14 protein-coding genes are annotated in these 24,072 nt (G+C 63.6%); 10 read left to right on the top strand and 4 right to left on the bottom strand.

Going from position 1 to position 24,072, the window contains the following annotated elements; all coding sequences use genetic code 11:
• Positions 1 to 18: 18 nt before the first annotated feature.
• Positions 19 to 1,290: an MFS transporter gene (locus B5527_RS00740; protein ID WP_079606957.1), complete on the bottom strand. Its 1,272-nt coding sequence runs from the start codon at positions 1,288 to 1,290 to the stop codon at positions 19 to 21.
• A 255-nt stretch (positions 1,291 to 1,545) separates the two neighbouring features.
• On the opposite strand from B5527_RS00740, the gene B5527_RS00735 reads away from it, so the two are divergent.
• The 7 genes from B5527_RS00735 (at position 1,546) to B5527_RS00705 (ending at position 8,513) form a co-directional block, all read left to right on the top strand.
• A complete protein-coding gene (locus B5527_RS00735; protein WP_079606956.1) occupies positions 1,546 to 2,310 on the top strand; it encodes a class I SAM-dependent methyltransferase in 765 nt (254 codons plus the stop codon).
• Between the two features lie 40 nt (positions 2,311 to 2,350).
• Positions 2,351 to 3,004, top strand: coding sequence for an ABC transporter ATP-binding protein (locus B5527_RS00730; RefSeq protein WP_079606955.1), 654 nt, complete (start codon positions 2,351 to 2,353; stop codon positions 3,002 to 3,004).
• Positions 3,001 to 5,463, top strand: coding sequence for an ABC transporter permease (locus B5527_RS00725; RefSeq protein WP_079599591.1), 2,463 nt, complete (start codon positions 3,001 to 3,003; stop codon positions 5,461 to 5,463). Before B5527_RS00730 ends, B5527_RS00725 begins: the two co-directional genes overlap by 4 nt.
• The gene (locus B5527_RS00720) at positions 5,453 to 6,541 is read left to right on the top strand and encodes a lipocalin-like domain-containing protein (protein ID WP_079599590.1); all 1,089 of its coding nucleotides are present in this window, start codon (positions 5,453 to 5,455) and stop codon (positions 6,539 to 6,541) included. Before B5527_RS00725 ends, B5527_RS00720 begins: the two co-directional genes overlap by 11 nt.
• A 124-nt stretch (positions 6,542 to 6,665) precedes the next feature.
• Positions 6,666 to 7,058 carry an MAPEG family protein gene (locus B5527_RS00715; protein ID WP_079599589.1) on the top strand — a complete coding sequence of 131 codons (393 nt, stop codon included), beginning with the start codon at positions 6,666 to 6,668 and terminating at the stop codon, positions 7,056 to 7,058.
• A gap of 86 nt (positions 7,059 to 7,144) precedes the next feature.
• Positions 7,145 to 7,699: a carboxymuconolactone decarboxylase family protein gene (locus B5527_RS00710; protein ID WP_079599588.1), complete on the top strand. Its 555-nt coding sequence runs from the start codon at positions 7,145 to 7,147 to the stop codon at positions 7,697 to 7,699.
• A 1-nt stretch (position 7,700) separates the two neighbouring features.
• A complete protein-coding gene (locus tag B5527_RS00705; RefSeq protein WP_079599587.1) occupies positions 7,701 to 8,513 on the top strand; it encodes an SDR family NAD(P)-dependent oxidoreductase in 813 nt (270 codons plus the stop codon).
• A gap of 163 nt (positions 8,514 to 8,676) precedes the next feature.
• Here B5527_RS00705 and B5527_RS00700 read toward each other — a convergent pair whose 3' ends face one another.
• The 3 genes from B5527_RS00700 to B5527_RS00690 form a co-directional block, all read right to left on the bottom strand.
• The gene (locus tag B5527_RS00700) at positions 8,677 to 9,873 is read right to left on the bottom strand and encodes an ABC transporter substrate-binding protein (RefSeq protein ID WP_079599586.1); all 1,197 of its coding nucleotides are present in this window, start codon (positions 9,871 to 9,873) and stop codon (positions 8,677 to 8,679) included.
• Between the two features lie 127 nt (positions 9,874 to 10,000).
• On the bottom strand, positions 10,001 to 13,162 hold the full coding sequence (locus B5527_RS00695; protein ID WP_079599585.1) for an efflux RND transporter permease subunit: 3,162 nt from the start codon (positions 13,160 to 13,162) through the stop codon (positions 10,001 to 10,003).
• Positions 13,159 to 14,301 (bottom strand): efflux RND transporter periplasmic adaptor subunit, encoded by a 1,143-nt coding sequence (locus B5527_RS00690; RefSeq protein ID WP_079599584.1) that lies wholly within the window; start codon positions 14,299 to 14,301, stop codon positions 13,159 to 13,161. Before B5527_RS00690 ends, B5527_RS00695 begins: the two co-directional genes overlap by 4 nt.
• A 99-nt stretch (positions 14,302 to 14,400) precedes the next feature.
• Between B5527_RS00690 and B5527_RS00685 the strand changes: the two genes are divergently transcribed.
• The 3 genes from B5527_RS00685 (at position 14,401) to B5527_RS00670 (ending at position 24,068) form a co-directional block, all read left to right on the top strand.
• The gene (locus tag B5527_RS00685) at positions 14,401 to 14,880 is read left to right on the top strand and encodes a hypothetical protein (RefSeq protein ID WP_154071916.1); all 480 of its coding nucleotides are present in this window, start codon (positions 14,401 to 14,403) and stop codon (positions 14,878 to 14,880) included.
• Positions 14,881 to 15,165: 285 nt separating this feature from the next.
• Positions 15,166 to 23,517: a cadherin domain-containing protein gene (locus B5527_RS00675; protein WP_079599581.1), complete on the top strand. Its 8,352-nt coding sequence runs from the start codon at positions 15,166 to 15,168 to the stop codon at positions 23,515 to 23,517.
• A 44-nt stretch (positions 23,518 to 23,561) separates the two neighbouring features.
• Complete coding sequence (locus tag B5527_RS00670; RefSeq protein WP_079599580.1) at positions 23,562 to 24,068, top strand: phage tail protein; 507 nt, start codon at positions 23,562 to 23,564, stop codon at positions 24,066 to 24,068.
• Positions 24,069 to 24,072 lie beyond the last annotated feature (4 nt).

Raw genomic sequence — 24,072 nt, 5'->3', positions numbered from 1 at the left:
GCGAGAGTATTTTGCTGCTCACGCAAATTTCGGCTGCGCGACTTCGCCCATCAAGCGCGCACGCTCGGTGTTGGGCCACAACAGCGCCAGCCCGAGCAATCCGGACACGACCATGACGACGGCGTTGATGGTGAAGCCGGTCATGTAGCCTTCCAGCAGTCCACCGGCATACTGGATCACGCTGCCCATGACGGAGGGAGCGATGATGCCGGCGAGAGTATAGAGCGCGCCGTAGATCGCGATCACGGCGCCGCGCTGCGACACCGGGGTGAATTCGCCCAGCATCGGCGGACAGACCACATAGATCGATCCGCACAACCCGGAGCCGACCACCAGAAGCGCGATCTGCAATCCCGCGCCGTTGACGTGGGGGAGCACCGCCAGGATCGATCCGCCGACGATCAAGGGCACCGAGCCAAGCACCCCGCGCGCGCCGCGAGTCGAAACGCCGCGCGCCATCAGCACCTGCGAAATCCACCCCGTGAGCAGCACGATGCCGGCGCCGAACAGCCATGGCAGGATCGAAATCCAGCCCGCGTCCTGTTGCGAGAAGCCGAGGCCTTTGACGATGAAGGGCGTGAACCAGGTAAGACCCAGCGACAGCGCCCAATAGGCGCCGAAAGTCGCGGCACAGCAGCCGATAAAGGTTCGCGAGGTCAGAAGCCGGAAATAGGGAATGCGAGGCTCAGCCGCCGCCGCCGCGACGGTTTGAACCAGCGGCCCTTCCTCGCCCAGGATCAGCCACGCCACCACCCACATCAGGCCGGCTACGCCGAGAGCGCCGAACGCGTAGTGCCAGTTGTAGTTGACGATCACCCAGTTCAGCGCCGGCACCGCGAGCACCACGCCGAACGCCGATCCCTGCGATAGAATGGCGGTGGGCAGGGTTCGCTTCTCGTCGGGAAACCATTTGTAGATCGAATGGGCCGCCACCGAAAACGCCGGTCCCTCGCCGGCGCCGAGAATCACGCGGCAGATCAGCAGCGTAGTGAACCCGATCGTACCCACCATCGGAAACTGCGCCAGCGCCCATACCGCCGCCAGCGCCAGAAGAACCCAGCGCGTGGCGATGCGGTTGACGATGAAACCGACGACGATCGCCGAGATCGAAAACAGGAAGAAGAACGAGGAGCCCAGCAGGCCGAACTGCGCCGGTTCGAGCTTCAGTTCGGTCATGATCGGCACGCCGGCGAGACCGACCACGATCTTGTCCGCGAAATTCACCAGCATAAAGAGAAACAGGAGAAAGGTGATTTTCCAGGCGCCCTTGGGCGTCGGTTGCGTGGTCATGATCACTCCCTGGATCGTTGGCGGGGCCTGTTGCTCGGCCTGGGCCAATGGTACCTGTGAGGTATCAGGCAATGCAACTGTGCATTTGTCAGGATACGTGTGCGCTGCAACTGAAGATCGCCTGCGAAATGCCGCTTTACGCTGTTTCGAAAGCGGCCTGCAACCACATCACGATCGCGTCGCGGGACGATTGAGACCGTGATCTCTGAGCCCGGCCTTGGTATGTTGCGCGCGAGGCACCATCAGGGGATTTTCATGGCCAGATCGATCCATTACCGCGCCAGCGTCTTCGGCGTGCTTGCTTTGCTTTCGACGGTAGCGATTTGGAGCGCGGCGGCGCAAGACGCCAGGGCGCCAGACTATGAGGCGATCGTGGCAGCGCCCGACCGCAGCGATGCCGACCGGCAAACCGATCAGCGCCGGCAGCCCGCCAAAATGCTCGCCTTCACCGGCGCCAGACCGGGGATGAAGGTGCTGGATATGGAGGCGAACGCCGGTTACAGCACGGAACTGCTGGCGCGCGCGGTCGGACCTGACGGCGTGGTCTACGCGCAGGATCCGGCGGCGCTGATCGAGCGGTTCGTCAAGGACAAGTTCGATATCCGCGCCCAAAAGCCCGCCATGAAAAATGTCGTGCATGTCATCAGGAATTTTGACGATCCGATCCCGCCTGATGTCAGCGGGCTCGATCTGATCACGTTTTTCTTTGCCTACCACGATGTCACCTACATGCCGGTCGATCGCGCCGAGATGGACAAGAAGATGTTCGCGGCGCTGAAGCCCGGCGGCTTCCTGGTCATCGCCGACCATTCCGCGCGGCCCGGCGATGGCACGAGCGTCGCAAAGACGCTGCATCGCATCGAGGAAAGCACATTGCGCCAGGAAATCGAGGCCGCCGGGTTCAAGCTCGCGTCCGAAGCCGAGTTCCTGCGCCATCCCGAAGATCCGCGGGACGCGCCGGTGTTCCATCCGGCGGTACCGGTCGACGAGTTCGTTCTGAAATATCAGAAGCCGTTGTAAGGTCTGGCGCACGCTTGCCATGGCCACCGGCAAACCGACCGTGCTGAGCGTTCGCTGTCTGACCAAGACCTATCGCTCGGCCGGCGAGGAGGTCGTGGTGCTACGAGGCGTCAACCTGACTGTCGCGGCAGGCGAGCGCGTCGCGCTGACGGGCGAATCCGGCAGCGGCAAGAGCACGCTGTTGCATCTGATCGCCGGGCTGGATACCGCCGACGGCGGCGAGATCAGGCTTGCCGACGCCTCCGTTTCCGGTCTCACCGATGCCGGCCGGGCGGCGTTGCGGCGCGACCGGCTGGGGCTGGTATTTCAGCAATTCAACCTGATCCCCAGCCTCAGCGTTGAAGACAACCTCGCATTCCAGTCTCGCATTGCCGGGCGCCACGACGTCAAGTGGCATGCCGAACTGGCCGAACGGCTCGGGCTCGGCGGCCTGTTGAATCGCTATCCCGAGCAACTATCCGGCGGCCAGCAGCAGCGGGTGGCAATCGGCCGCGCGCTGGCGGTAAAGCCGCTGCTGCTGCTCGCCGACGAGCCCACCGGCAATCTCGACGAAGCGACGGCGGATGAGGTGCTTGCGCTGACGCGGGATCTGGTGACGCGAACCGGCTGCGGCTTCCTGATGGTGACGCACTCCACGCGGCTGGCCGCCACACTCGATCGCCGGGTCACTCTCAGCGCGGGGCTGATCGCATGACCCGCATCCTCTGGATCCTCGCGGTTCTCTTGAGCCATTGGCGGCGGCATCCGATGCAGCTTGCGACCCTGCTGATCGGATTGATTTCCGCGACCGCGCTGTGGAGCGGCGTGCAGGCGCTGAACGCGCAGGCGCGCGCCAGTTACGACCGCGCCGCCGCGACGTTCGGTGGTGCGAGAACGGCGATGTTGGTCAGCCGTAACGGCGCGACCTTCCCGCAAAAGCTGTTTGTCGACCTGCGCCGCGCCGGCTGGCCGGTGTCTCCGGTGCTCGAGGGCCGCCTTCAGATCGGCGGACGATCGCTGCGGCTGTTGGGCATCGAGCCACTCACGCTGCCTGTGGAAGTCGGCAATGCGCCGACGATCGGAAAAAAAGAACTGCAATCGTTCCTGACGCCGCCCGGAGAAACGCTGGTGGCGCCGGAAACGCTTGCCGACCTCAACCTGCCGGAAGGCGCCTCGCCGCTTTCGAGCGACGGCAGCTTGCTGCCGCCGCTCCGCGTGCAGCCGCAACTGGTGCCCGGCGTGCTGGTGGTCGATATCGGCATCGCCCAGCGGCTGCTCAAAACGCCGGATCAGGTCTCGCGGCTGTTGGTCGGCAAGGCCAAAGCCGGCCGCGCACCGCTCGAGACCGTCACCGGCGACCAACTCCGTCTGGTCGAACCGGATGCGGAGAGCGATCTCGAACGGCTCACCGATAGTTTCCATCTCAATCTGACGGCATTCGGCCTGCTGTCATTCGTGGTCGGGCTGTTCATTGTCAATTCGGCGATCGGACTTGCGTTCGAGCAGCGCCTGCCGATGCTGCGGACGCTGCGCGCCTGCGGGGTGTCCGCACGCCTGCTGAATACGGTATTGCTGACGGAGCTGATATCGCTGGCGCTTGTCGCAGGTGCAGTCGGGCTGGTCTGTGGTTACCTGATCGCAGCGTCGCTATTGCCCGATGTCGCGGCTTCCTTGCGCGGACTCTACGGCGCGCAAATTCCCGGTCAGTTGACGCTCAGGCGCGAATGGTGGTTTGCCGGCCTCACCATCAGCGTCGTCGGCGCGCTGGCGGCGGCGACCGCGAGCCTAACGAAAGCGATTCGCCTTCCGGTGCTGGCTGCAGCCCAGCCCTATGCCTGGCGACAGGCCCAGCATCGATGGCTGATGCTGCAGGGCGCGCTGGCGCTCGCCGCGTTCGCCGCCGCGGGATGGCTGGTATGGTACGGCGATTCGCTGGTTTCGGGATTTGCGGTGCTCGCAGGCTTGCTGCTTGGCGCGGCTCTGGGCCTGCCCGCCGTGCTCGAAATGGTGTTGTCGGTCGGCCAGCGAGGCGCCCATCGTGCGCTCGCGGTATGGTTCTGGGCCGACAGCCGTCAGCAGCTTTCTGGATTGTCGCTGGCGCTGATGGCGCTGTTGCTCGCGCTCGCGGTCAATGTCGGCGTCGGCACCATGGTGGAAACCTTCAGCCGGACGTTTGTCACATGGCTCGACGGAAGGTTGGCGGCCGACGTTTACATCAATGCATCCGACGATGCGCAGGCCGCGGCGATCAAGGCGTGGCTCCGTGAGCGTCCCGAAGTCGAGGCGATCCTGCCCGGCGGCCGGGCCGAGACGCAGATGGGCGGCGCGCCGATCGAAATTCTCGGCCTTACCGATCACGCCACTTATAGGGATCACTGGCCGCTGCTCGCATCGACCGGAAACGTCTGGACTCGGCTTCGTCCCGGCGATGCCGGCCTGATCAGCGAACAACTGGCCCGGCGTTTGAATCTCGCGATCGGCGATTCCATCGAGGTCCCCGCGCCCGGGGGAAACTGGACGCTGGAGGTGGTCGGCATCTATGCCGATTACGGCAACCCGGAGGGACAGATTGCCGTCAATATCGCCGCGCTGATCCGGCATTTTCCGGGCGTTCCGCAAACACGGCTTGGCTTGCGCGTTGCGCCTGCGGCGGTGCCGGCCCTGATATCGTCGCTGCAGAACAAATTCGGACTCGACAGCCGCAGCCTGCTGGATCAGGCGACGCTGAAGGCCGAATCGACGCGGATCTTCAACCGGACTTTCGCGGTGACGGCCGCGCTGAACGCTTTCACGCTTGGGGTTGCGGGCGTCGCGTTGCTGACCAGCCTGTTGACGCTGAGCAATTCCCGCCTGCCGCAACTGGCGCCGCTATGGGCGATCGGAATCACGCGGCGCAAGCTTGCGACGATCGAGCTATTGAAAACCATGTCGGTGGCGCTGATCACCGCCCTGCTCGCGCTGCCGCTAGGTCTGCTGGTGGCGTGGTGCCTGATCGCGGTGGTGAATGTGAAAGCGTTCGGCTGGCGGCTGCCGTTTCATGTCTTTCCGCTGCAATTGCTTGAACTGCTGGGCGTGGCGATGGCGGCCGCACTCCTGGCCGCGCTGCTTCCCGTCCTCAGGCTGGCGCGGATGCAGCCGTCAACCCTGATCAAGATCTTCGCCAATGAGCGGTAAATTTCTGATATCGCGTCGCGGCTTCACCAGCGGTGCAGTAGCTCTCGGCCTCGGCTGCAAGGGCGCTTTGGCGCAGGGTTTTGCCGGGCTTGGTAAAACCGCCGACGGGTTCGCGGCCGTCCTTCCCGGCAAGATTTTTACTTTTCCCGCCGATCACGGTCCGCACCCGGACTATCGGATCGAGTGGTGGTACGTAACCGCGAACCTCGTGGATTCTACGGGCGGCGCCCTGGGCGCGCAATGGACCCTGTTTCGCCAGGCCATGCGGCCCGGCGCGCAACAGGAGGGCTGGGCCAACCAGCAGATATGGATGGGCCATGCCGCCGTGACCCGCGCGGACACCCACAGATTCAGCGAAACCTTCGCCCGGGGCGGGGTCGGCCAGGCCGGCGTCGAGGCAAAACCGTTTCGAGCCTGGATCGATTCATGGCAGATGCGCGGGCTCGACACCACGCGCGACGACACCATCGCGCCGCTCGAACTTAACGCATCGGGAGCCGACTTCGCCTACGCGCTGCGGCTCGACGCCGGTCGTCCGCTCGTCCTGCAGGGCGACGCCGGCTACAGCCGGAAATCGGAACGCGGCCAGGCCTCGTATTATTATAGCCAGCCTTATTTCAAGGTGACGGGCAGCCTCACCATCGATGACAAGCCTGTCGAGGTCACCGGCCAGGCCTGGATGGACCGCGAATGGAGCAGCCAGCCGCTGGCGTCGGACCAAAGCGGATGGGACTGGTTCTCGCTGCATCTGAACGCGGGCGAAAAGCTCATGCTGTTTCGGCTGCGCCAGAGCGACGGCAACGATTACTGTTCCGGCAACTGGATCTTGTCGGACGGCAAGACCGAGCAGATCGCCTCCGCCGAGATCAGCATGACGCCGGGGAGCTTGACCGGGATCGAAGGACGCAAACTCCCGACCACATGGCGCATCGCGATCCCACGCTTGGGGCTGACGATCGACTGTGTCCCGCTGAATGCCAGGAGCTGGATGGGAACGAGCTTTCCCTATTGGGAAGGGCCGATCAGTTTTGCGGGCAGCCATCACGGGGTAGGATATCTGGAAATGACCGGCTATTGAGGCCAAACGTGAGTCATTCCGGGATGGTCCGAAGGACCAGGTCCGGAATCTCGAGATTCCGGGTTCGCTCGTTTCACTCGCGCCCCGGAATGACAAAATTGCTTCTAAAAAGGAGATTCTTTCGATGTATCACTTCACGGCACTCGTCGCCTGCCTGGCCATCCTGTTTTACTTCTTCACCGGCGTTCAGGTGGCGCGGGCGCGCGTCGCATTCGGCGTCAAGGCGCCGGCGATCTCAGGCAATGCCGATTTTGAGCGGGTGTTTCGCGTGCAGATGAACACGCTGGAATGGATGCCGATCTTCCTGCCCTCGCTCTGGCTGTTTGCCATTTACATCAGCGATCCCATCGCGGCGGTGCTTGGCCTGGTCTGGATTGCCGGTCGCATCCTGTACCTGACCGGTTATTCGCAGGCCGCCAACAAACGCGGCACCGGCTTCGGCATTCAGGCCAGCGCCGCGATCATTCTTTGGGCCGGGGCGCTGAGCGCGATCGTCTGGCGGCTGATTCATGCGTGAAGGCTGCGGCATGTCGTCATAACAGCGCCGCAAGGCCGACGCGGGGATTACAAGCTCGTTGAATACGTCAGGGGAGAACGAACAGGATGGCCCGGCTGCCCTATCTAGAGGCCGATCAGGTCGCGCCCGAATATCGCGACATGCTCAAGCGCAATACCAACCTGCACAAGCTGCTGGTCAATTCGCCCGACATGGCGCGGGCGTTCAGCGGCATCGGCGGCTATATCCGTTTCAGGAGCAAGCTGGACCCGCGGCTGCGCGAACTCGCGATTCTGCAGGTGGGCTGGATGGAGAAATCGGAATACGAATTCACCCATCATGTAAGGATCGGCCAGGAGTTCGGCGTCACCGACCAGGATATCGCCGGCATGATGGCCGAGACCGAGGGCAAGCCGTCCGCGCTCGAGCCGCTGGCGAGCGCGATCCTGAAGGGCGCGCGCGAGATGGTGCGCGAGCTTGCGATGTCCGATTCAACCTTCGCCGCGATCAAGCGGGAACTCAGCGACGAACACATGACCGATCTGGTGCTCACCATCGCCTTCTATTGCGCCGTGGTCCGCGTGCTCGCCACCATGAAGATCGACAACGAGCCCACTTACAAAGAGGTACTGCAGCAGTACCCGATACCGGGAGTGAACTGACATGCGCCTGAAAGATCGCATCGCCATCGTCGTCGGCGCCGGCCAGAGCCCCGGCGAAGGCATGGGCAACGGCCGCGCCACGGCGCTGACCTTCGCGCGCGAAGGCGCCAAGGTGCTGTGCGTGGATCACAACTTCGAATCGGCGCAAGAGACTGTCGACATGACGGTCGACATGATCGGCGCCAAGGGTGGCACGGCGGTGGCTTTCAGGGCCGACGTCACCAAAGAGGCCGAGCTCAAGGCCATGGTATCAGACGCGCATACCCGCTGGGGCCGCATCGACATCCTGCACAACAATGTCGGCGTCAGCCTCTCCGGCGGCGACGCCGAACTGCTCGACATCGCCGAGGAGGCGCTCGATCGCTGTATCGCGATCAACCTCAAGAGCTGCATTTTCGCAGCCAAGTACGTGATCCCGATCATGCGCCAACAGAACAGCGGCGCCATCATCAATATCTCCTCGATGGCCGCCATCACCACCTATCCCTATGTCGCCTACAAGGCTACCAAGGCAGCGATGGTCGCTTTCACCGAACAACTCGCCTACCAGAACGCCCCCTACGGTATCCGCGCCAACGTCATCCTGCCCGGCCTGATGAACACGCCGATGGCGGTCGACACCCGCGCCCGCGAATTCGGGAAGAGCCGCGCCGAGGTCGAGGCCGAGCGCGACGCCAAGGTGCCGCTGCGCAAGAAGATGGGCACCGCCTGGGATGTCGCCAACGCCGCGCTGTTCCTGGCTTCCGATGAGGCCAACTTCATCACCGGCGTGACGTTGCCGGTCGATGGCGGCTCGAGCGTGAGACGGGGATAGCCCCCTTCACGGCGTCGTCCCGGCCAAGCGACGCGCGAGCCGGGACCCACAGCCACAGATGCAGATTGCTAAAGGCCACTGGCACAGCGGCCTAACGAGACAGGACGGAGTATGGTCCCGGCTTTCGCCGGAACGACACGCATCTTCTTGAACGACGCCGCCGCTATTTCGTCAGCGGACAGCCGCTGTCCTGGGCGGTCGGGAATGCCTTGTCGCCCGGCACCACCGCGAGTTGCTTGTAGTAGTCCCAGGGTTTCTTGGATTCCGACGGCTTCTTGACCTCGAACAAATAGAGGTCGTGCACCATGCGGCCGTTTTGCAGCACCTTGCCGCCCTGGGCGAACATGTCGTCGACCGGCAGTTCCTTCAGCTTTTTCGCCACCGCGTCGGAATCCTTGGTCCCGGCCGCCTTGACCGCCTTCAGATATTGCAGCGTCGCCGAATAAGTGCCGGCCTGAATCATGTTGGGCATCCGGCCGGTTCGCTTCAGGAAGCGTTCCGAGAACTCGCGGGTCTTGTCGTCGTGGTCCCAATAGAAACCTTCCGTCAGCACGAGACCTTGCGCCGCCTGCAGCCCGAGGCCGTGCACTTCAGCCAGCGTCAGCAGCAGACCGGCGAGCTTCTGACCGCCGGCGACGATGCCGAATTCCGCCGCCTGCTTGATCGAGTTGGTGGTGTCGAGCCCGGCATTGGCCAGCCCGATGATCTTTGCCTTCGAGCTTTGCGCCTGCAGCAGGAACGACGAGAAATCCGACGAGTTCAGGGGAACGCGGACCGAGCCCAGCACCTTGCCGCCCTTGGCCTTGACCAGATCGCCGGTATCTTTTTCAAGCGCATATCCGAACGCGTAATCGGCGGTGAGGAAGAACCAGGTATTTCCGCCCGCCTCCACCAGCGCGCCGCCGGTACCGACCGCGAGCGCGTGGGTATCGTAGGCCCAGTGGAAGCCATAGGGCGTGCAGGCATCGCCGGTAATGCGCGAGGTCGCAGCGCCGACCACGATGTCGATTTTCTTTTTTTCCTTCGCCAGCTCCTGCACCGCCAGCGCGACCGACGACGTCGTCAGTTCGGTGATCATGTCGACGCCTTCGACGTCGTACCAGCGTCGCGCGATGCTGACGCCGAGATCGGGCTTGTTCTGATGGTCGGCGGAGACCATCTCGATTTTTTGGCCGAGCACGCTGCCGCCGAAATCCTCGATCGCCATCCCGGCCGCCTCGACGGAATATTTGCCGCCGTAATCCGCGTAGACGCCCGATTGGTCATTCAAAATACCGATCTTGACGCCCTGTGCCAACGCCGGCGGAGCCAGCAACATTCCGCATGCCGCAACGGCAGCCGACAACCATCCGGATTTCATATTTTTCTCCCCCAGGTTTCCGCTGTTCCCTGCATGATATTTTATAACCCTGCGGCTGCCCATCTATTTCGGGTACTACGCCAATAGTATCGCAAGCGCGGCGGGCGCTCTTACCGCTTGCCCGGTGTCAGGCGGAAACCGGCTTTTTACGGCGCCACGGTGGCCGGTCGGCCAGATTGCGCACGATCACGTAGAAGATCGGTGTGAAGACCAGCCCGAACAGCGTCACGCCGAGCATGCCGAAGAACACGGCGACGCCGACCGCCTGACGCATTTCCGATCCCGAGCCGGTGGAAACCACCAGCGGCAGCACGCCGAGAATGAAGGCGAATGACGTCATCAGGATCGGGCGCAGCCGCAGGCGGCAGGCCTCGATCACCGCCTCCAACCGGTCGCGGCCCTCGGCTTCGATGTCGCGGGCAAACTCGACGATCAAAATTGCATTCTTGGCGGCCAATCCCACCAGCACCACGAAACCGATCTGGGTCAGGATGTTGACGTCCTGTCCCATGATCCGCACGCCGACAGTGGCGGCGAGCAGGCACATCGGCACGATCAGGATGACGGCGAACGGCAGGGTCCAGCTGCCATATTGCGCCGCCAGCACCAGGAACACGAACAGGACGCAAATCGGAAATACGTAGAGACCCGCATTGGCGCCGGTGACCTGCTGGTAAGACAGGTCGGTCCACTCATAGGTGAAGCCGCTCGGCAATACCTGATCCGCCAGTCGCTTCATAGTGTCGATCGCGGTGGACGAACTCGTTCCCGGAAGCGTGTCGCCCTGGAGTTCGGACGACGGATAAAGGTTGTAGCGCGCCACGCGATCCGGACCCGCTATATCGCGGAAATCCACTACGCTGCCGAGCGGCACCATGTCGCCGGCGGCGTTGCGGGTGCGCAGCCGGGCCAGGTCGGCGGTCTCCTTGCGGAACCGCAGGTCGGCCTGCGCGGTGACGTGATAGGTGCGGCCGAGAATGTTGAAATCGTTGACATAGGCCGAGCCGAAATAGGTCTCGATCGCTTCGGTCACGTTGGCGATCGGCACACCCAGCTTCTGCGCCTTGATCCGATCGACGTCGACGAACACCTGCGGCGTATTCGCGGAAAACGGAGAAAACACCGAGGTCAGCCCCGGCGCCTTGCGGGCCGCGGCGACAAGTTCATCGGTCGCCTCCGCCAGAAATTCGGGACCGCGGCCCTGCCGGTCCTCGATGCGCATGGTGAAGCCGCCGCCGGTGCCGATGCCGGGAATCGAGGGCGGCGGAATGACGATGATGAAGGCGCCTTCAAGGGCCGCAAGCCGCTTGCGGAGCTCACCCGTGATCTTCGCCGCCGACAAGCCCTTTTTCAAGCGCGTTTCCGGTTCTTCGAAGACCGGGAACAGAGCCGCGGAATTGCTGGCCTGGGTGCGGGTCGCGCCGGACAGCCCGGCGAACGCCGCCACGCGAATGATGCCGGGCGTGTCGAGCGCGATCTTTTCGATCTGGCGGACGATCTCGGTGGTTCGCGCCAGCGAGGCCGCGCCGGGCAATTGCACGGACACGATGATGTAGCCGCGATCCTGGGCTGGAATGAATCCCTGCGACGTCGTCACCAGCAGCCATCCGGCGCTGCCGATCAATGCCACGTAGATCAGGAGCATCACCGCCGAATGCCGGATCACGAAATCGGCGGCGTTGCCATAGCCGTGGGACAGCCGGTCGAAGCTGCGGTTGAAGACTCCGGTGAATTTCTCCCATCCGCGCCCGATGAAATTCCAGCTCGCCGGCGGACGCTTTTCCGCATGCGGCTGCAGGATTTGCGACGCCAGCGCGGGCGAAAGCGTCAGCGAGCAGAAGCACGAGATCGCGGTCGCCACCGCTATCGTGATCGCGAACTGCTGAAAAAACTGTCCGGAGATGCCACCGAGGAAAGCGGTCGGAACGAACACCGCGCATAGCACCAGCGCGATCGAGACCAGCGCACCGCCGACCTCCTCCATGGTCTTGAGCGCCGCATCGCGCCGGCTCATGCCATCGCGAAGATGCCGCTCGACGTTTTCGACCACCACGATCGCGTCGTCAACTACGATGCCGACCGCGAGCACGAGGCCGAACAGGGTCAGATTGTTGATGGCAAAACCGAGCGCGGCCATCGCTGCGAAAGTACCGATCAGCGACACCGGGATCGCCACGATCGGGATGATCGCAGGACGCCAGCCCTGCAGGAACACCAGCACGACAATGACGACGAGAACCATCGCCTCGTAGATCGTCTTGATCAGCTCGCTGACGGACTGCGCGATGAACTCGGTCGGATTGTAGCCGATGTTGTAGTCGAGCCCTTTGGGAAAGCTGGCCTTGAGCCTGACCATGGCATCGGAAATATTTTTCGCGGTGGCCAGCGCGTTCGAGCCGGGGCGCTGGGTCACCAGCATCGCCACCGCGGTCTTTCGCAGCAGGAAGCTGTTGGTGGTATAGTCCAGCGCGCCCAGTTCGATCCGGGCGACATCGCGCAGCCGTACGGTGCGGCCGTCTGCGCCGGCCTTGACGAGGATGTCTTCGAACTGCTGCGGATCCTTCAGGCGGCCGGTAAAGGTGAGGTTTGGCTGGAATGCCCGGTCGGCGATCGGGGGGGCAGCGAGCTGACCTCCGGTGATCTGCAAATTCTGGGCACGGATCGCCGCCAGCACGTCGCCGGCGGTCATGCCGAGCGTCGTGATCTTGTCCGGATCGAGCCACAGCCGCATCGAATAGTCGCGCGCGCCGAAAATCTGGATGTCGCCGATCCCGTCGAGCCGGAGCAACTGGTCGCGGACCTGCAGCAATGCATAATTGCTGATGTAGAGCTGGTCGAAGCTGTCGTCGGGAGACAGCATGAACACGACCATCAATATGTCCGGGCTGTTCTTGCGCGTCACCACGCCGTTGCGCTGAACCTCGTCCGGCAGCTGCGGCTGCGCGATGGCGACCCGGTTCTGAACCAGCACCTGGGCCTTGTCGAGATCGGTGCCGAGCTTGAACGTGACGGTGATCGTGAGCTGGCCGTTCGAGGTCGCCTGGCTGTAAAGATACAGCATGTCGTCGACGCCGTTGATCTGCTGCTCGATCGGCGCCGCCACGGTGTCGGAAACGGTTTGCGCGGAGGCGCCGGGATATTGCGTGGTGATCACGACAGTCGGCGGAACCACTTGGGGATATTCCGCGACCGGCAGCGTGGTGTAGGCGAGCGCGCCGACGATCAGCAGCACGATCGACAGCACCATCGCTAGAATCGGCTGGTTGATGGAAAGCCGGCCGAGATTCATGTCTTGCTACCGGCGGGAGCGGCTGCGGCGGCATGCGGACTGACCTTGGCCCCGACGCGGGCGCGCTGCAGGCCATCGACAATCACGCGGTCTTCCGGCTTCAGGCCCTCGCGGATCACGCGCAACCCTTCGTCGAGCGGACCGAGCACGACCGGCCTTGCCTCCACAGTATCGTCGTCCTTGACCACGAAAACGATCTTGCGCGATTGGTCGGTGGCGATGGCCGTATCCGGCAACAGCAACGCTTCGTAAGGCAAACTGCCGATCAACCGCACCCGGCCGAACTGCCCGGGCAGGATGGAAAAGTCCTTGTTCGGGATGATCGCCCGCCCGCGCAGCGTACCGGTCGAGACATCCAGCCGGTTGTCGAGGAAATCCACCTTGCCGTCGTGCGACGGCTTGGTTTCGCCGGTCAACGCCACCTGCACCGGATTTGGGGTGTCGCGCGAACTCGGGCGCTTGCCCTCGAAATAGAGCCGGTTGTTCTTCAGGTAGGTCGCTTCGTCCATGTCGAAGTAGATGTAGATCGGGTCGAGCGAGACGATCGAGGTCAGAAGCGTCGCGGCCCCGCCGCCGTCGCTGCCCTGCACGAGATTGCCGACGCTGACGAGATGGCGGCTGACCCTGCCGCCGATCGGGGCAACGACGTGGGAAAATTCGATATTGAGCTGGGCCGCCTTCAGCGCGCCTTCCGCCTGCAATATCGCCGCATGGGCCGCCTGCAGCGTCTGGCGGCGCTGATCGACGATGGAGTCGGCGACCGCCTGGGTCTGATTCAAGGTCAGGGCGCGGTCCAGTTCGCGCTTTCCGAGTTCGGCCTTGGCGCGCGCATCCGAGAGCTGGCCGTTGGCCTGCTCGGCGACCGCTTCAAAGGGACGGGAATCGATGACATAGAGGAGATCGCCGGTATTGACGAACGCGCCGTCGCGAAATTCAACGCTGGTGACGAAGCCGCCGACGCGGGCGCGAACCTGAACCTCCTCGACCGCCTCGAACCGCCCGGTGAATTCGTCCCAATCGGTGACGGTGCGTTTGGTTGGCTGGGCGACGGTAACGGGGGCAGGAGCTGCCGCGGCCGGCTGCGGCGTCTTGTCGCCGCAGCCGGCCAAGGTGACGGCAAGCAGAACGATCAGCGGCATGAAGTCGCGGAGTGAACGGATATTGGAAACTTCTCCTCGAGCCAAACGCTCCGATTTCTCAGTCGCGCCCAATTCCGTCTCCTCTGCACGTTGCCGCGATTGATCGAAGCGCCCGCCGCGGTGATCTGCGGCAGGATCGAGATGAGATCGGTACCAGTCTGTCCAAGTACCGGCCGGGATCAAGCAAAATCGTTATGCATCAAGGTTGTGGATCGTGACGCCCGCGCATCGGGCCTATTCGGCAGGCGCCAGCCCGAAGACGATCGCAGCGCGCGACATCATCAGCGAACGAAGATCAAATCGTTGCTTCTCGCCGAACTCTCCAGCGGAGGCGTGCTCGCGATCCTGATCATGACAATTAAAAAACACGACAGCCGGGTTGTCTCATTTTATCATGTCGAAAGACCCGGCCGGCATCGTGGCGAATTCGTTTGGTGGCTGCAGGAAAAGGCGAAGGCGCGATCGAGCTCGCCCGGCGCCATGCTCGTGCATCAAGGTTACCGGCCGCCGCGGCGGCACAATCTATGGTTTTGTGTGAAGGGGAACATTGACTCCCAGCTTTGCGCAAAATATGAGTGAAATTGACCGTCTTGGTTGCCAATTGGTTAATTTCTGTCGCTTTTCGCGACCTGGTTTTTTTCTTGAACATTCATTGATCCGGCGAGGGTCGCCCAGGAGTTGAGTTGGAGGCACTGCGTGATGACGAGCGAGTTCATAGTCGCTGGTGAATTGTCCGCGAGGTCGTACTCAAAAACACTAGTTCCATTGCCGGAACCAAACCTCGCCGAATACTCCGCTTGAACCATCCATCAACAGATCTGACGAACACGCGCGCTGCGACGTTGCGCGACCGGAGGCAATAACGTGTCCAGCACCGCGCCAGCATATACATTCGGCGGCATCACGCGACCCGCGCTCAATTTCGACGCCAACGGCAACATCATTCTCGAGGGACCGGCGGCGGACTTCGCGGCAACCTACGGTGTCAAGTTACTCTATCTCGGTTTGCCGGCGTCGACGCCCTATCCGCCGGTCGCCGCCTCGCTATCGACGCCGATCGATTCAGATGCGGGCGCCCCCAACGTGGACGAAGGCGTCGCCGCGAACACGTCCGTCCACCTCAAGGTTTCGGCGACCAATAACGGCGGCCTGCCGGTGACCTATTCGCTGACCGGAGATAGCTCCGGCGGCGGCTTCAAGATCGACAGCGCAACCGGCATCGTCACGGTCGCCGATCCGACCAAGATCGACTACGAGAGCAGTCCCGGCCACGCCTACAGCGTCACGGTGCAGGCGACCGACGGCGTTCTCGTCACGTCGCAGACGTTCTCGGTCCATGTGAACGACGTCCCACCGTCGACGCCCACCGACAGCAACGGTGCTGCCAATACCGTGGTCGAAGGTGCCGCGGTCAATACGCTGGTCGGCATTACCGCTTCGTCCACCGATATCAACGGGGGGACGGTCACCTATTCGCTGCTCGACAGCGCGAATGGCGCATTCCAGATCAACGCGGTAACCGGCGTAGTGTCGGTCGCCGATTCCACCAAGGTCGACTTCGAGAGCTCCGGTGGCCACTACGACATCACCGTGCAGGCGAGCGACGGCACCCTCCCGAGCACTCACTCACAACAGTTTACCATCACGGTCACCGATTTGCCGCCAGTGATCTCGTCGCCGGCCACGGCTTCGTTCAATGAGGGGGTGGCGGCGAACACGGTTGTCTACACGGCGGTGGCACTTGACCCGCCCCCCGGCCCCCCCGGGCCCGACGGCCATCCCACCAGCACCGGCACCATTACCTATGCACTGTCCGGCACCGACGCCAGCGCCTTCACTATCGATTCGACCGGCGCCGTCAGCATCAATGCCGTGCCGGACTTCGAGACCAAGTCGTCGTACAGTTTTCTTATCACGGCCAGCGATCCCTCCGGGGCTTCCACCAGCGAAACCGTCACGCTCTCCGTCAACGACCTGCCGCCGGTGATCTCGTCGCCGGCCTCGGCTTCCGTTAACGAAGGCGTCGCCGCCAATACACACGTCTATACGGCGGCAGCGGCCGATCCGGGCGGCGGCACCGTGACCTACGCACTAACCGGCACCGACGCCAGCGCGTTCACGATCGATCCGACCACCGGCATCGTCAGCATCAATGCCGTGCCGGATTTCGAGACCAAGAGTTCGTACAGCTTCAACGTCAAGGCCAGCGATGCCTCGGGCGCCTTCAACACCGAGGCGGTCACGCTCAGCGTGAACGACCTGCCGCCGACCATCGCGGCGGGCACCCCCTTCACACTAGATGAAGGCGTGCCGGCGGGTACCCTTGTCTACGCCGCGATAGCGACCGATCCAGGCGGTGGCGCCGTTACCTATTCGCTCACCGGCGCCGACGCCGGCGCGTTCAGCATCGGCCCGAGCGGCATCGTCACCATCAACGGCGTGCCAGATTTCGAGACCCAGAGTTCCTACCACTTCAACGTCAAGGCGAGCGATTCCTCGGGGGCCTTCACCACCCAGGCGTTGACGGTCACTATCAACGACCTCCCGCCCGCGATTTCATCGCCCACCACGGCTTCGGTCAATGAGGGCGTCGCGGCAAATACCGTCGTGTATACCGCCGCAGCGGCCGATCCCGGCGGCGGCATCGTGACCTATGCGCTGAGTGGCACCGATGCCGCGGCGTTCACGCTCGATCCGACTACCCATGCGGTCACCATCAACGGCGTGCCGGACTTCGAAACCAAGAATTCCTACAGTTTCAAGATCACCGCCAGCGATCCCTCCGGGGCTTCCACCACCGAAACCGTCACGCTCACCGTCAACGACCTGCCGCCGGTGATCTCGTCGCCGGCCACGGCTTCGGCGAATGAGGGCGTCGCGGCCCATACCCTGGTGTATACGGCGGCGGCGGCCGATCCCGGCGGCGGCGCCGTGACCTACGCGCTGACCGGTACCGACGCCAGCGCGTTCACCATCGACCCGACCACCGGCATCGTCACCATCAACGGCGTGCCCGATTTCGAGACCAAGAGTTCATACGGCTTCAGCGTCAAGGCCAGCGACGCTTCCGGCGCCTTCAACACCGAAGCCGTCACCCTCAGTGTCAACGATCTGCCGCCGGTGATCTCGTCGGCGAACTCCGCTTCGGTCAATGAGGGCGTCGGGGCCCATACCCAGGTGTATACGGCCATAGCGGCCGATCCCGCCGGTGGCACCGTGACCTATGCGCTGACCGGCACCGACGCCAGCGCATTCACCATCGACCCGACTACCGGCATCGTCACCATCAACGGCGTGCCCGATTTCGAGACCCAGAGTTCCTACCACTTCAACGTCAAGGCCAGCGACCCCTCCGGCGCCTTCAACACCGAAGCCGTTACCATCAATGTCAACGATCTGCCGCCGGTGATCTCGTCGGCGAACTCCGCTTCGGTCAATGAGGGCGTCGGGGCCCATACCCAGGTGTATACGGCCGCAGCGGCCGATCCCGCCGGTGGCACCGTGACCTATGCGCTGACCGGCACCGACGCCAGCGCATTCACCATCGACCCGACCACCGGCATCGTCACCATCAACGGCGTGCCCGATTTCGAGACCCAGAGTTCCTACCACTTCAACGTCAAGGCGAGCGACCCCTCAGGCGCCTTCAATACCGAAGCCGTCACCATCAATGTCAACGATCTGCCGCCGGTGATTTCATCGCCCACCACCGCTTCGGTCAACGAAGGCGTGGCGGCAAATACCGTTGTGTATACGGCGGCAGCGGCCGATCCCGGCGGTGGCACTGTGACCTACGCGCTTTCAGGCACCGATGCGGCGGCGTTCACGCTCGATCCGACCACCCACGCGGTTTCCATCAACGGCGTGCCGGACTTCGAGACCAAGAATTCCTACAGTTTCAACATCACCGCCAGCGATCCGTCCGGACAATCCTCCACCGAGACCATCACCCTCAGTGTCAACGACCTTCCGCCGAGCGCGCCGACCGACAGCGACAGCGCGCACATCGACCAGGTTTCCACCGGAGCGCCGGCCGGATCGAGCACCGGGGTTACGGCGCATTCAACCGACCCGGGCGGCGGCACCGTCACCTATTCGCTGGCCGATGACGCAGGCGGCCGCTTCGCGATCAATTCTTCGACTGGCGTCGTCACCGCTTCGGGCGTCACGCCGATCCTGGTCGACGATCCCTCGCATCCCGACAACAATTACAGCATCACGGTGCACGCATCGGACCCGAGCGGGGAATTCAATTCGAGCGATTTCAGTATCCTCGTGGTCCCGAACACGCCGCCGGTCGCCAACGACGATTCGGTTTCCGCCACCGAGGCCGGCGGCCTCAACAACTCCATCCCCGGCTTCAATCCGAGCGGCAACGTCATTCTCGGCACCGGGGCTGCCGGCGACGTCCAGGACACCGACGCCCAGGATCCGAGCAGCGCGCTCATCGTGGTCGCGGTCCACACCGGTCCGGAAGGCGGCTCGACGGCGACCGGCACGGTCGGCTCGCCGCTGGCCGGCGCCCACGGCACCCTGACGCTCAACACCGACGGCTCCTATACCTATTTGGTCAATCAGACCGATCCGCAGGTGCAGGGACTGCATACCGCCGCCAATACGATCCAGGATGTGTTCAACTACACCATCCAGGACACCGGCGGGCTGCAGGACACCGCGACGCTGACCGTCACCATCCACGGCGCCGACGACCTGCCGCAGGCAGTGGCCGATACCGGCACCATGACCGCGAACGACGCCCCGACGCTGTTCAACGTCCTCGCGAACGGTACCCTCGATCCCGACTCGACCGCGTTGAACACCATCGCGGTCGGACCCGGCGGCGTCACCGTCACCGGCCCGGCCGGCGAGACCTTCGCCAATACCGACGCCCAGGCCGCGATCGTCAGCAACCAGATCCAGCTCACCCTGACCAACGCGGATTTCCAGCAGCTGGCGCTCGGCGAGCACGCCACCATCACCGTACCGTACACGCTGACCGGCGATGTCGGCGAGACCTCGAGCGTGAACCTCGTCGTCACCGTCAACGGCGTCAACGACGTGCCGGTGGCAGTGGACGACACCGGATCCATCACCGAGGACCAGGTCGGAACTTTCACGGTGCTCGGCAACGACACGCTCGATCCCGATCATGGCGCGCCCAACAATGTGACGACGGCCGCGCTGACCAACTTCGTGGCACCCGCGGGCGAAGGCCTGACCGCGTCGGATGTCACCGTCAGCGTCAATGCCTCGAACCAGGTCGTGGTAACGCTGGATGCCAATTTCCAGCACATGCAAAATGGCCAGACCACGACCTTCGACGTGCCCTACACGCTGCATGGCGACCAGGCCGGCGATACGTCCACCGCCAATCTCCACGTAACGGTGAACGGCGTCAACGACGCGCCGGTGATCGATCTGCTCTCCACCGCCGGCGTGCAGACCACCGGCATCACCGCCGCCTTTGTCGAGAACGGCGTTCCGCTGGCCGTGGCGCCGCAACTGACGCTGTCGGATGTCGATGACGCCAACATGACCGGCGCGACGGTGACGCTCGGCGATGCCCAGACCGCCGACGTCTTGTCGATCGCGGGAGAAGGTGCGGCGACCAGCGGAACGCTGGCCAGCGGCATCGGATTTACGATCGCCGGTTCGACCGTGACGTTCACCGGCAGCGAGAGCGTCGCGGACTACCAGACCGCGCTGGAATCGGTCCAGTTCCAGAACACCAGTGACGATCCCAGCACCACGGCGCGCTCCTTCGCCTTCCAGGTCAACGACGGTGAATCGAGCAACAACCTCGGCAACGCCACCGCGACGGTCACGGTACAGGCGGTCGATGACGCCCCGGTCAACACCGTTCCCGCCAACACCGCCGTACCAACCGCCTTCTCCAACACCGACACGGTGATTTCGGGCTTTTCGATCGCCGACGTCGATGGGGAGTCGGGCGTTGAAACGACAACGCTTTCGGTGGCGCACGGCACCGTCGCCGTCACATTGGCGGGCGGCGCGACCATCAGCGCCGGCGCCAACGCCAGTTCGACGCTGACGATTTCCGGCACCATCGCGCAGATCAACGCCACGCTCGCCAACAACGTCACCTACCACTCGACCGACGGATTCACCGGAACCGACAGCCTGACCGTCGTGACCAACGACCAGGGCAACACCGGAACCGGCGGCCCGCTGAGCGCGACCTCCACCGTGCACATCGGCGTGGTGCCGCAGGTGTTCTATATCAACAGCGCCGCGGTCGGCAGCACCAACGTTGGCACCGAGGCCAATCCCTTTACCTCGATTGCCGCCTTCAACAGTGCAAACCCGGCCGGCTCGGGTGACTACGTCGTGCTGGAGCACGGCACCGGGACCTATACCGAGGCCAACGGCATCAATCTCGCCAATGGCGTCAACCTGGTCGGCGGCGATGAGAACCTGCAGTTCACCAATCCCGTGACCAACGCGGTGGTCACCGCCAACACCGCTTCCGGCACCGCGCCGGTCATCAAGGTGAGCGGCGGCTCCGACAGCGGCATCGACCTGCTCGGCACCACCGGCCACACCATCGAGGGCGTCAGCATCGACACCACGGCGGGCAGCGGCGTCGGCATCAGCGACGACGGCAACAATGTCGGCACCGTCACGATGTCCGATATCGTGGTGAAGACGGCGAGCGGCGCCGGCCTTAATTTTACCCACGGCGGCACCCTGACCGTCACCGGAACCAGCAACAGCATCGCCTCGACCACCGGCACCGCGCTCGACGTTACCAACACGACCATCGGATCGAGCGGCCTCACCTTCCACGACATCTCGTCCAATGGCGCCGTCAACGGCATCGTCCTCAACACCACCGGCTTCAGCGGCGGCCTGACCGTCACTGGCGACGGCGGCAGCAGCAGCAATCACTCGGGTGGCCAAATTCTGGGATCGAGCGGCGCCGGCGTGAGCCTGAATTCCACGTCGAACGTCAGCCTCGGCTACATGGACATCAATAGCGGAGCCGCCGACGGCATCCATGGCGACAGCGTCACCAATTTCACCCTCAAACATGCCAACGTCCTGAATAACGGAACGACTTCGGCAACGGCTGAAGGCCTGCTGCTCGGCGATGATTCCGGCAATACCGTCGGCGTGACCGGCGCGGTGTCGATCACCAACAGCTCGATCAGCGGAAGCGGGCTCAACAACGTCCATATCCGCGATATCTCGGGCACGATCTCCTCGCTCACGGTCACGGGCGACACCTTCAATAATCTCGGCACCACGTATGGCGCCAACTCGTTCCTGTTCGAAGGGGCGGGGAACTCGGTGCTGACCTCCGCCACATTCACCGGCAACACGATCGCGAACAACAACCCGGCCCACGGCCTCACCGTGCAGGCGCACGACACCTCGACCGTCGGCACCTTCACGGTCTCCAACAACACCTTCACCAACAATGGCGTCCAGGCCGATTTCGACCAGGACGGGTCGGCGAACCTGGCGTTCAAGTTCACCAACAACGGCACCGTCGCCACACCGATGACCGGCGCCATCCTGCAGGCCGTCAACGTTTTCTCGTCATCGAATTCGACCGGCGGCACGATCGTCGGAACGGTCCAGGGCAACCACATCGGCACGTCGACGGCGCATTCCGCATCGACGGAAGGCGGTGGAATTAGCGCTTTGATCCAGGGGGAAACCCAAGCGACGCTGTTGATCGACAGCAACGTGATCCAGGGATATGACGCCGACCACCGTGGAATCGATGTCGAATCCCGTGGCTATGATCCTGCCGGTGGGTCGACGCCGCCGGGCCACGTCACAAGCGATGTAACCATCACGAATAATACGGTAACGCCCGGCACTTCCACGAGCGGCTTCCCCTCGGCGGCGATCTTCGTCGGAGCCGACAACCAGTCCGGGTCGGACGCCACTGCGCCGATATTGCAGGCGGATATCCATGGCAACACCGTGCCTTCTTCAACGGTCGACGGTGATTTCCTGTCGGGGCAGATTCAATATTTCCAGTTCACCGGTACCAACGCCGATGGTATCGGCCAACTGGTCGGCACTGCCGGCAGCGCAGCGGCTCAGCTTGCAGCCACCAACACAGGCAGCACGTCGGCAAGCGGCATCTCCGTCATTCCCGGCCCGATCACCACGCCTCCCTTGCTCGCTGAGGGGGGAGGCGTGCAGGCCTCTTCGCCGACGCCGGGCGAAACCAATCTGACCCAGAACGAACTTGATTCTGTTGTTGCGGCCGCGATCGCCGAATGGGCCTCGGCCGGCGCTTCGGCAAGCCAGCTCGCGGCGTTGCACGCCGTCACCTTCAGCGTCGCCGATTTGCCGGGTAATGTCATCGGCGAGGAGACCACGCCTACCCACATCACCATCGATACCGACGCGGCCGGATATGGCTGGTACGTCGATCCCACTCCGTCGGACAATTCGGAATTCACCCACGCCCAGAATGCCGCCGGCACCGACCTGTTGACCGATCCGTCAAGCGCCGCGGCCGGCCATATGGACCTGCTGACCACCGTGACCCACGAATTGGGGCATGTGCTCGGGCTCCCCGACACCATGGCGACAGCCGATGCCAACGATCTGATGTATATCGGCCTCGTCGACGGCGAGCGTCGGTTGCCCGACGCTGCCGACGTCGCGCAGGCCAATGCCACTACGCAGCAGACCAGCGTCAGTCTGGCGCAGGCCGCTGAAGCGGCGCTGCCGGTGTCGGCGCAAGCGGCGCACGCGCCGATCGTCGTCGGCACCGCCGGCAACGACACCATCGATGCCGGTCACGGCGGCAATATCCTGTTCGGCGGTGCCGGCGCCGACAATTTCGTCTTCGGCCCGAACATCCAGCTCGGCACGCCGACCGCGCCCGCGGCTCAGCCCATCACCCACGTCGCCGACTACAGCGCCGCGCAAGGCGACACTTTCGATTTCACCGCGCTGACCTCGGCGTTCCATGCGTCGAGTGTGAGCGACTCGTCGCTGGTGCGCGCGGTGGAAGATCCAAGCGGGACTTTCGCGACGCTGCAGCTCAATACAACCCCCGACACGGCCGCTACGCGTGGCGGCCCCGCCCCGCAGCCCGCCGGCACCGCGCACTGGGTGAACGTCGCGCAAATTGACGGGGCGCATGCAGGCGACGCCGTGAACGTGCTGGTCGACAGCCACGCGGCCATCCACCTTGCGCAGATTCATGTCGACTTGCTGGTGTGATGTGACATACTGGCAATGTAAGATAGCGTGCACAGGGGGCTGGTGTGGCTGAACCGTTTCTCTCGGAAATCAGGATGATGTCGTTTGGCTTCGCGCCGAGCGGCTGGGCGCTCTGCAACGGGCAGCTTTTGCCAATCAACCAGAACCAGGCACTGTTCTCTCTCTTGCTTACCAACTACGGTGGCGACGGTCGGGTGAACTTCGGCCTGCCCAACCTGCAGGGACGCACGCCGATGCACACGGGCAACGGCCACGTCCTCAGTGAAGTCGGGGGCGAACAGAATCACCAGCTCTCGATTTCGGAAATCCCAACGCACATCCACAGCGCCAGCGGCTCGTCGAGCGATGGCGGAGTCGCCATCCCGGTTTCTGGATTTCTGGCCAAAGCCGCACCCGCCAATCCCTACATCGCCCCGACGTCGACTACGTCCGCCATGCACGCGGGCACCTTGGCCATGGTGGGCGGCAGCCAGGCGCATCCCAACATGCAGCCGTTTCTGACCATCAACTTCTGCATCGCCCTGCAGGGCATCTTCCCGTCGCAGAACTAAGGGA

Source organism: Bradyrhizobium erythrophlei (assembly GCF_900129425.1).
Taxonomy (GTDB): domain Bacteria; phylum Pseudomonadota; class Alphaproteobacteria; order Rhizobiales; family Xanthobacteraceae; genus Bradyrhizobium; species Bradyrhizobium erythrophlei_C.
The sequence above is the reverse complement of the archived record's forward strand: the minus strand, read 5'-3'. Positions and strand labels throughout refer to the sequence as shown.

Excerpts from the sequence above, each read along its gene's own strand:
- B5527_RS00705 (WP_079599587.1), top strand. The coding sequence starts at position 7,701 with ATGCGCCTGAAAGATCGCATCGCCATCGTCGTCGGCGCCGGCCAGAGC.
- B5527_RS00715 (WP_079599589.1), top strand. The coding sequence starts at position 6,666 with ATGTATCACTTCACGGCACTCGTCGCCTGCCTGGCCATCCTGTTTTAC.
- B5527_RS00710 (WP_079599588.1), top strand. The coding sequence starts at position 7,145 with ATGGCCCGGCTGCCCTATCTAGAGGCCGATCAGGTCGCGCCCGAATAT.
- B5527_RS00740 (WP_079606957.1), bottom strand. The coding sequence starts at position 1,290 with ATGACCACGCAACCGACGCCCAAGGGCGCCTGGAAAATCACCTTTCTC.
- B5527_RS00735 (WP_079606956.1), top strand. The coding sequence starts at position 1,546 with ATGGCCAGATCGATCCATTACCGCGCCAGCGTCTTCGGCGTGCTTGCT.
- B5527_RS00690 (WP_079599584.1), bottom strand. The coding sequence starts at position 14,301 with ATGCCGCTGATCGTTCTGCTTGCCGTCACCTTGGCCGGCTGCGGCGAC.
- B5527_RS00720 (WP_079599590.1), top strand. The coding sequence starts at position 5,453 with ATGAGCGGTAAATTTCTGATATCGCGTCGCGGCTTCACCAGCGGTGCA.
- B5527_RS00725 (WP_079599591.1), top strand. The coding sequence starts at position 3,001 with ATGACCCGCATCCTCTGGATCCTCGCGGTTCTCTTGAGCCATTGGCGG.
- B5527_RS00700 (WP_079599586.1), bottom strand. The coding sequence starts at position 9,873 with ATGAAATCCGGATGGTTGTCGGCTGCCGTTGCGGCATGCGGAATGTTG.
- B5527_RS00695 (WP_079599585.1), bottom strand. The coding sequence starts at position 13,162 with ATGAATCTCGGCCGGCTTTCCATCAACCAGCCGATTCTAGCGATGGTG.